Raw genomic sequence first — 8,384 nt, forward strand, 5'->3', positions numbered from 1 at the left:
CGCGCCGACGGGCCGCCGACGACGATCGCCACGGTCGACCCCGCCCTACGCGCCGGGCCCCACCTGCGCAAGCGCGCGGGCGATGTCGGAGGGGGGTGCCAGGATGCCGACATGCTCTTCAGCGAGATCGAGACGGCGCTCGCCGCGGTGACGAACACGCGCTCGCGTCTGGCCAAGGTCGACGCCCTCGCCGCGGTGCTGCGCGGTCTGTCCGCCGACGAGGTCGCGCCGGCGGTCGGCCTGCTGACCGCGTCGCCGCGCCAAGGCCGACTCGGCGTGGGCTGGAAGACCCTGTCCGCTCGCGGCGGGTCCCACGCCGACACCCCCTCCCTCACGATCGCCGACGTCGACGCCGCGTTCTCCCGCCTCACCGAGGTCGGCGGCTCCGGCTCCACCGCGGCGCGCACGGCTCTGCTCGACGGCCTGGCCGAGCGGGCGACGGCGACGGAATGGCACCTGCTCATCCGCATCATGACCGGGGAGTTGCGCACGGGTGCGCTCGAGGGCGTGCTCGTGGATGCCGTCGCCCGCGCCTCCGAGCGCGACGGCGCCGCTGTCCGCCGGGCCGCGATGCTGTCGGGCGACCTCGGCGAGACGGCGCTCATCGCACTCACCGGCTCGGCGCGAGACCTCGCCGCCGTGGGGCTGGTGGTCGGCCGCGGGGTGCAGCCGATGCTCGCCTCCACGGCGTCGACGGTGGCCGAGGCGCTCGCCGTGGCCGGGCGCGCGTCGGTGGAGTACAAGCTCGACGGCGCGCGCGTGCAGGTGCACCGTCGAGGCGACGAGGTGCGGGTCTTCACCCGCACGCTCGCCGACGTCACGCACCGCGTGCCCGAGATCGTCCAGGTGGTGCGGGGCCTCCCGGTCGACGATGTCATCCTCGACGGCGAGACGCTCTCCCTCGACGACGACGGTGCCCCGCGCCCGTTCCAAGAGACGATGGCCCGCTTCGGTGCCGAGACGGCTCGCGAGATCGCCCTGCAGCCCTGGTTCTTCGACATCCTCCACGTCGACGGGCGCGACCTCGTCGACGAGCCGCTGTCCGCCCGTCTCGCCGAGCTCGAGCGCGTCGCCGGCGAGTGGCGCATCCCCGCCGTCGTGACCGGCGACACCGCCGCCGCCGACGACTTCGCCCGCGCGGCCCTCGACGCGGGGCACGAGGGCGTGATGGTGAAGGGACTCGACGCGCCCTACACCGCCGGCCGTCGCGGGAAGAGCTGGCTGAAGGTCAAGCCGGTGCACACCTTCGATCTCGTCGTCCTCGGCGTCGAGCGAGGCTCGGGCCGGCGGTCGCAGTGGTTCTCCAACTTGCACCTCGGCGCGCGAGACGCGGAGGGCCGCTTCGGCGACCCCGGTGGCTTCGTCATGGTCGGCAAGACGTTCAAGGGACTCACCGACGAACTCCTCGCCTGGCAGACCGCGCACTTCGCCGATCGGGAGAGGGGCGAGGTGCCGGGCGGCATCCGCGTCGTCCCCGACACCGTCGTCGAGATCGCCATCGACGGCGTGCAGCGCTCCGTGCGCTATCCGGGCGGCGTGGCGCTGCGTTTCGCCCGCGTCAAGGCCTACCGTTCCGACAAGCCCGCGGCCGAGGCCGACACGATCGACACCCTGCGCGCCCTGCTCCCCGGCGGCGGCGCGGAGGCGGAAGGATGACGCGATGAGTCTGGCCCCCTGGCTCGACGGCGAGCTCGGCTACCGCAGCTTCGGCACCCCCGGCGCCCCGCGCGCGGTGTTCGTGCTGCGCACCGGCGACGTCGCCACGACCGACCCCGACGCGAGGGTCACCTCCGGCTACGACGTTCGGGTCGTCGCGGTCGGGCTCGACGCCCCCGAGCTCGAAGACCCGCCCGTCTTCGGTGGGCAGACGCCCGCCGAGCTGACCGTCGAGGCCTTGAAGGCGCTGATGGAGCGCGAGGCACCGGGCGCCACAGTGGGACTGGTGGGGGAGCGCTCGGCCGGGCCGATCGCCATCTACCTCGCCGCGGCGATGGGGCCGATCGTCGACCGACTTGCGATCGTCGGGGTCCGCAGTCCCTCCGATCCCCTCAGTCGCGACCTGCGCACCCCGCTCCTCGATCACCTCGACGCGGACGTGCTCGTGCTCGTCGGGGGAGACGGCCCCGCCGGCACCGACGACGCCGAGTGGTACGTCGACCGGTTGCGATCGGCTGAGGCGCAGGTCGTGCCCGACGACGAGATCGGCTCGGTGAACGGTCACGTGACGCTCACGTCGGTGTGGGAGCGCGTGCTGGAGCACGTCGCTCCCGGCGCCGAGCGCCGCTGACGCGATCCGCGTCGAGCCGCCCCGGCTCAGCCCCGCGCGACCGCCTTCACCTGCACGACGTTCGACTCCTCGTCGACCTCGACGTGCTCGGTCTGGGCCTTGAGGAAGTCCGAGAAGCTGCGGAAGCCCAGTGCCTTCTCGCTGAACGAGGGGTCGAGGCGCTTCATGAGGTCTTTGACCGCCGAGGCGTGCAACCACTCGCCGTCGGCGCGTTCGCCCTCGAGCTGCATCGCACGCTCGAGCAGATCGACGGCGGGGTCCTTCGAGCGCTTGCGGGCGCGGGGCCGTGACGGCGCGGTGTCCTTCTTCGTCTCCGACAGATTCGGGATGCCGGGGAGCGAGTCGTAGGCGTCGAACCGGTCGCACGCGGCGGCCAGCGACTTCGCGGTGGAACCGGCGACGCCGACGCCGACGACGTAGCGCCCGAGCCGCTTGCACCGCTGCGCGAGGGGCACGTAATCGCTGTCTCCGGCCACGATCACGACATGCGTGAGGTCGGGGAGGCGGAACATGTCCTCGACGGCATCCACGGCCAGACGGATGTCGGCACCGTTCTTGGCGTAGGCCGCGGCGGGGAAGAGCTGCACCAGGTCGACCGCGCGAGCGACGAGCTGCGAGCGGTATTCGGCGTTCACCGGCGCCGACCAGTCGGCGTAGGCGCGGGTGAGCACGAGTGTGCCGAACGACGCGGCGTAGTCGATGACGGCACCGACGTCGATCGTGGCCTTCGTCAGACGCTCGGCGATCTCGGGGTCCATGGGGTTCTCGGCGATCTTCTGCCGATCGCGCGAGTAGGCGTTGCGCCCGTGGACGCGGTCGTACCAGGACATCACGATGTTGTCGAAGTCCAGGTAGACGGCGACGCGGGCGGTCTGCGTATCGGGCATGACTCCAGTGTGACCCGTCCGGTGCATCGGCCGGTACCCCGCCGGGCTCAGCGCTCGCCGGGGTAGACGACGCCGATCTGCCGACGCACCTCGTCGAGCACGCCCATGATCGCCACCGACTCGTCGATCGGGAGGACGTCGTTCGCCCCGGCGCCCGAGGCGACGAACCGTTCGGCCGCCAGCGCCTGGAACTGCATGCCGCGTCCGTCGACCTCGCTCGCGTACTCCTCGAGCACGTCTCCCGAGGGGGAGACCACGCGGAACGAGGTGGGGGTGTACCAGACGCCGTCGATCTCGATGCGGGCCTCGGTTCCGACGACCTGTGCGAGGTTGCGGCCGGCCCCGCGCGACGACGACACCGTGGTCGACAGTGCTCCGCCGGGGTGCACGAACGCGGTGGCGACCTCGGCGTCACTGCCGGCATCCGAGAGGCGCGCGAGGGCCGTGATGCGCTCGGGCAGGCCGAGGACGTCGATGGCGAACGAGATCGGGTAGATGCCGAGGTCGAGCAGCGCACCGCCGCCGAGGGCGAGGTCGTTGAGGCGGTGGGAGGGGTCGGTGGAGATCTTCTGCGTGTGGTCGGCCGACACCACGCGGATCTCGCCGAGCGTGCCCGCGGCGAGGATCTCGCGGATCCGTACCATGTGGGGCAGATAACGCGTCCACATGGCCTCCATCGCCAGCAGGCCCTTCTCGGCGGCCCTGTCGCGGATCGCCGCGGCCTCGGCCGCGTTGAGCGTGAAGGGCTTTTCCACGAGCACGTGCTTGCCGTGGTCGAGCGCCAGCAGCGCGTTGTCGACGTGGGAGGGGTGCGGGGTGGCGATGTAGACGATGTCGACGTCGGGATCGGCGACGAGCTCCTCGTACGACCCGTGCGCGTGCGGGATGTCGTACGTCTCGGCGAATGCGCGCGCGCTGTCGATGCGGCGGGAGCCGACGGCGACGACGTCGAGGCCCGCGGTGCGCAGGTCGGAGGTGAAGGCGTGCGCGATGCCGCCCGTTGCGAGGATGCCCCAGTGCAGTCCGGTCATGGGCTCCACCGTATCCGCGTCCGGCGACATCGGCGCGCGTCGAGACGTTGTGCGAAACCCGCGTCGCGCGTCGGCGGGGGAGCGGGGATGCGGGGTACTCCACCCCGCCCGGCCTCCGCACGCGCGAGGGGCGTGGTGCACGGGCGTCGCCGGGGCGCCGTTCCGCGACGCTTGCGACCGGACGCGCCCGCGGTTCCCGCCCTAGGCTCGACGCATGACGGCCGTCGAGCGCTTCCGCGAACTGCTCCGCCTGCCGACGGTGTCCCGCGTGGATCCCGCCGACACCGACGACGAGGCGTTCGCCCGCTTCCACGCCGCCCTCGAGCGCCTCTACCCCCTCGCGCACGAGCGGCTGGAGCGCGAGGTCGTCGCGGGCCGCTCGCTGCTGTACCGCTGGCCGGGTGCGAGCGCCGACGCGCCCCTGCTCCTCCTCGCGCACCAGGACGTCGTGCCGGTCGACGGGCAGGAGTGGCGGCATCCCCCCTTCGCCGCCGAGATCGAGGGGGAGGGGCCGGATGCCGTCATCCACGCGCGCGGCGCGATCGACGACAAGGGCGCCCTCGTGGCCATCCTCGAGGCGGTGGAGCAGGCTCTGGCCGACGGTGCGACCCCGCGGACCGACGTGTGGCTCGCGTTCGGCCACGACGAGGAGACCCGCGGAACCGGCGCGCAGGCCATGGCCGCCCTCCTGGCCGAGCGGGGCGTGCGCCCGGCGCTCGTGCTCGACGAGGGCGGTGCCGTGGTCGAGGGGGCTGTGCCCGGGGTCGCCGCTCCCACCGCGATGATCGGCGTCGCCGAGCGGGGTGTGGCCACGTTCGACCTCATCACGCGCGAGGCCGGCGGCCACGCGTCCACGCCCCCGAGACTGCCCGCGACAGCGCGTCTCGCGCGGGCGATCGATCGGCTCCGCCGTCGCCCGTTCCCCCGGCGGCTCGCCCCGCCCGTGCGCGCCATGCTCGCCACCGCGGCCACGCACACGGGTGAGCCCCTGGCGACGCTGTTCCGCCGCACCGCGGTGTCGGCCCCGCTGGTGACCGCCGCGCTGTCGGCGCGGGGTCCCGAGACGAACGCCCTCGTGCGCACCACCGCCGTGGTGACGCGCCTGGAGGGTTCGGCGGGCGAGAACGTGCTCGCCACGACCGCGCGCGCGAGCGTGAACGTGCGCCTGCTCACCGGCGACACGCTCGCCGACGTCTCGGTCCACCTCCGCCGCGCCGTCGCCGACCCCCTCGTCGACATCGAGCTGCGCCACGGCAGCGAACCCTCGCCGGTGTCGCCCTGGCGGGGTGCGGCCTGGCTCCGGCTGTCGCGTGCTGTCACCGCGACCCTCGGCGACGAGGTCGTGCCTCTGCCGTACCTTCAGCTCGGGGCGAGCGACAGCCGCTTCTACACCGGGCTCACGGATGCCGTGTATCGCTTCGCCCCGTTCCACCTGACCCGCGCGGAGCGCGACGCGCTGCACGCGCCCGACGAGCGGATCCGCGTCGACGTGTGGCTGCGCGGCATCCGTTTCTACCGGGCGCTGATCGAGGCCTGACGGCCGACGCCGCGCGGCCGCGAGAGCGCCGTCCGGGGCCCGAGCGGGTGATCGCCGCGCCGTCGGTTATTCTCGTGTGACCGGTCACGCAACAGCGCGCGACCCGCGATGAGGCGGACCATGAGCGACACCGACACCCCGGAAGCGACGGGGCGTGCCCCCAGCATCCGCGATGTCGCGCGACTGGCCGGGGTGTCGTACCAGACCGTCTCGCGGGTGATCAACAACAGCCCGCAGCTGCGCCCCGAGACCGCCGCCAAGGTGCGCTCGGCCATCGCCGAGCTGAAGTTCGTGCCGAACCAGGCCGCCCGCGCCCTCGCCACCAGCAGGTCGAAGCTCATCGGCGTGCTGGGCCCGCGCACGACCACGCACGGTGTGGCGTCGATGGTCCAGGCCATCGAGTCCGCGGCGCGGGCCGCGGGGTATCGACTCACGGTCACCAACCTCGCCACGAGCGCCCCCGACGACGTGCGCTCGTCCATCGACCACCTCATGCAGCAGTCGATCGAGGGACTCATCGCCGTGGCGCCGCAGACGCGGGTGGTGCCGATCCTCGACGAGCTGAAGCTGCCGGTGCCCGTGCAGATCGTCGCGTCGACGGGCACCGCCACCTCGCACAACGACCAGACGGCGGGAGCCCGCGCGGCCGTTCGCCACCTCATCGAGCTCGGCCACACCCGCATCCTGCACATCGCCGGCCCGCGCGACTGGGTCGAGGCCGATCACCGCATGCGGGGCTACCTCGCCGAGATGGATGCCAACGACCTCCCGCCCCGTCCACCGGTGCTGGGCGACTGGACGGCGCAGTTCGGCTTCGAGGCGGGTCTGGAACTGCTCCGCACGGAGGACGCCACCGCGGTGTTCGCGGGCAACGACCACATGGCCCTCGGGTTCATGCATGCCGTTCGGGCCATAGGTCGCTCCGTCCCCGAGGACATGTCGGTCGTCGGCTTCGACGATGTGCCTGAATCCGCCCATCTCTGGCCGCCGTTGACCACCGTGCGTCAGGACTTCGTCGGCATCGGCACCCGGGCCGTCACCGACCTGCTGTGCGCCCTGGGCGAGGTCGACGCGAGCACCGTCGCCCCCGTGCCCGATCACCTGCGCCTCATCGTCCGGTCGTCCACGGCCCCGCCGCGCTCGTGACGCGCGGCGCGACGATCGTCACGTTTACGCAACGGCTCCATCTCGAACGCACGGGGACTTGACAGATTCTCGACACATCGGGGTAGCATCACTCTCACAATGTGAACGGTCACATGACCGGGTCGCACAGGCCGACGGGACTCGCTGCGGAGCGGATCCGTCGAGACGAAGAAGTTTCGAACGACGCGGGTGACCCGCCTCGCCGAACGGCTTCGTTTCGCCCCGTCGACACGTGACACCCGTCGTGGGCCGCTCGTTGAAGCGGTGGGCTCCATGGGGAGAGACCGCGCCACATACCCAACGGAGGGAACCAGAGTGAAGAAGCACAGCATGCTCAAGGCGGTCGCGGGAGCGGGCGTCCTCGCGCTCGGCATCGGCCTCGCCGGTTGCGCGGGAGACCGCACCGGCGGCGGCGCCGGCGACTCGGATGAGGCCGGCGGCATCATCGGTGTCGCGATGCCGACCCAGCAGTCGGAGCGATGGATCGCCGACGGCAACAACGTCAAGTCGCAGCTCGAGGAGCTCGGCTACCAGGTCGACCTGCAGTACGCCAACGACGACATCCCCACCCAGGTCTCGCAGATCGAGAACATGATCACCTCGGGCGCCAAGGCCCTGATCGTCGCCTCGATCGACGGCACCACGCTCACCGACGTGCTGCAGCAGGCCGCCGACGCCGACATCCCCGTCATCGCGTACGACCGCCTCATCAACGGCACGCCGAACGTCAACTACTACACGACGTTCGACAACTTCCAGGTCGGCGTGCAGCAGGCCACCTCGCTCCTCACGGGCCTGGGCGTCCTCGACGCCTCGGGCGCGGAGACCGGCGCCACCGGCCCCTTCAACGTCGAGCTGTTCGCCGGAAGCCCCGACGACAACAACGCCACCTTCTTCTGGGAAGGCGCGATGGAGACGCTCAAGCCCTACATGGACTCGGGTGTCCTCGTCGTCCCCTCCGGCCAGACCGAGTTCGGTCAGGCCGCGATCCTGCGCTGGCTGCCCGAGACGGCCCAGGAGCGCATGGAGAACATCCTCACCGTCATCGGCTCGACCAAGCTCGACGGCGTGCTCTCGCCCTACGACGGTCTGTCGATCGGCATCATCTCGGCCCTCACCTCGGGCGGCTACTCGGCCACCGACCTGCCCGTCATCACCGGTCAGGACGCCGAGGTCGGCTCGATCAAGTCGATCATCGCCGGCGAGCAGTACTCGACGATCTTCAAGGACACGCGCGAGCTCGCGAAGCAGGCCGTGACCATGGTCGACGACATCCGCAAGGGCGAGGAGCCCGAGGTCAACGACACCGAGACCTACGACAACGGCGAGAAGGTCGTCCCGTCGTACCTGCTCGAGTCGACGATCGTCACGAAGGACAACTACGAGGAGATCCTCGTCGACAGCGGTTACTACACCGAGGCCGACCTGGGTTGATCCCCCGGGAGGACCCCGGTCCTCCCACCCCGCCTCCGCCGCGACCCGACCGGGTCGCGGCG

The 8,384-nt window shown here is 71.8% G+C and carries 7 protein-coding genes; 5 read left to right on the forward strand and 2 right to left on the reverse strand.

All coding sequences use genetic code 11. From position 1 onward, the window contains the following. The first annotated feature begins 111 nt into the window (after positions 1–111). Together ACK4LS_RS10315 and ACK4LS_RS10320 are read left to right on the forward strand one after the other, a co-directional pair. A complete protein-coding gene (locus tag ACK4LS_RS10315) occupies positions 112–1,656 on the forward strand; it encodes an ATP-dependent DNA ligase (protein WP_409716779.1) in 1,545 nt (514 codons plus the stop codon). 4 nt (positions 1,657–1,660) lie between these two features. Further along, entirely contained in the window at positions 1,661–2,287 is a 627-nt protein-coding gene (locus ACK4LS_RS10320) for a hypothetical protein (protein WP_409716781.1), read from the forward strand. A 26-nt stretch (positions 2,288–2,313) separates the two neighbouring features. Here the strand turns inward: ACK4LS_RS10320 and ACK4LS_RS10325 are convergent, their stop codons facing one another. Together ACK4LS_RS10325 and ACK4LS_RS10330 are read right to left on the reverse strand one after the other, a co-directional pair. Continuing rightward, positions 2,314–3,174: an NYN domain-containing protein gene (locus tag ACK4LS_RS10325; protein WP_409716783.1), complete on the reverse strand. Its 861-nt coding sequence runs from the start codon at positions 3,172–3,174 to the stop codon at positions 2,314–2,316. Between the two features lie 47 nt (positions 3,175–3,221). Next, positions 3,222–4,205, reverse strand: coding sequence for a Gfo/Idh/MocA family protein (locus ACK4LS_RS10330; protein WP_409716785.1), 984 nt, complete (start codon positions 4,203–4,205; stop codon positions 3,222–3,224). Positions 4,206–4,419: 214 nt separating this feature from the next. Here ACK4LS_RS10330 and ACK4LS_RS10335 point away from each other — a divergent pair, with 214 nt between their 5' ends. The 3 genes from ACK4LS_RS10335 to chvE all read left to right on the forward strand — a co-directional run bounded on the left by ACK4LS_RS10335 (position 4,420) and on the right by chvE (position 8,322). Further along, positions 4,420–5,742 carry a M20/M25/M40 family metallo-hydrolase gene (locus ACK4LS_RS10335; RefSeq protein WP_409716787.1) on the forward strand — a complete coding sequence of 441 codons (1,323 nt, stop codon included), beginning with the start codon at positions 4,420–4,422 and terminating at the stop codon, positions 5,740–5,742. A gap of 120 nt (positions 5,743–5,862) precedes the next feature. After that, on the forward strand, positions 5,863–6,888 hold the full coding sequence (locus tag ACK4LS_RS10340; protein ID WP_409716789.1) for a LacI family DNA-binding transcriptional regulator: 1,026 nt from the start codon (positions 5,863–5,865) through the stop codon (positions 6,886–6,888). A gap of 330 nt (positions 6,889–7,218) precedes the next feature. Next, on the forward strand, positions 7,219–8,322 hold the full coding sequence (gene chvE, locus ACK4LS_RS10345; RefSeq protein WP_409716803.1) for a multiple monosaccharide ABC transporter substrate-binding protein: 1,104 nt from the start codon (positions 7,219–7,221) through the stop codon (positions 8,320–8,322). Positions 8,323–8,384 lie beyond the last annotated feature (62 nt).

The sequence above is a fragment of the Microbacterium sp. genome (assembly GCF_046295495.1).
Taxonomy (GTDB): Bacteria; Actinomycetota; Actinomycetes; order Actinomycetales; family Microbacteriaceae; genus Microbacterium.

Coding starts and splice junctions, on each gene's coding strand:
- ACK4LS_RS10315 (WP_409716779.1), top strand. CDS start 112: ATGCTCTTCAGCGAGATCGAGACGGCGCTCGCCGCGGTGACGAACACG.
- ACK4LS_RS10320 (WP_409716781.1), top strand. CDS start 1,661: ATGAGTCTGGCCCCCTGGCTCGACGGCGAGCTCGGCTACCGCAGCTTC.
- ACK4LS_RS10325 (WP_409716783.1), bottom strand. CDS start 3,174: ATGCCCGATACGCAGACCGCCCGCGTCGCCGTCTACCTGGACTTCGAC.
- ACK4LS_RS10330 (WP_409716785.1), bottom strand. CDS start 4,205: ATGACCGGACTGCACTGGGGCATCCTCGCAACGGGCGGCATCGCGCAC.
- ACK4LS_RS10335 (WP_409716787.1), top strand. CDS start 4,420: ATGACGGCCGTCGAGCGCTTCCGCGAACTGCTCCGCCTGCCGACGGTG.
- ACK4LS_RS10340 (WP_409716789.1), top strand. CDS start 5,863: ATGAGCGACACCGACACCCCGGAAGCGACGGGGCGTGCCCCCAGCATC.
- chvE (WP_409716803.1), top strand. CDS start 7,219: ATGCTCAAGGCGGTCGCGGGAGCGGGCGTCCTCGCGCTCGGCATCGGC.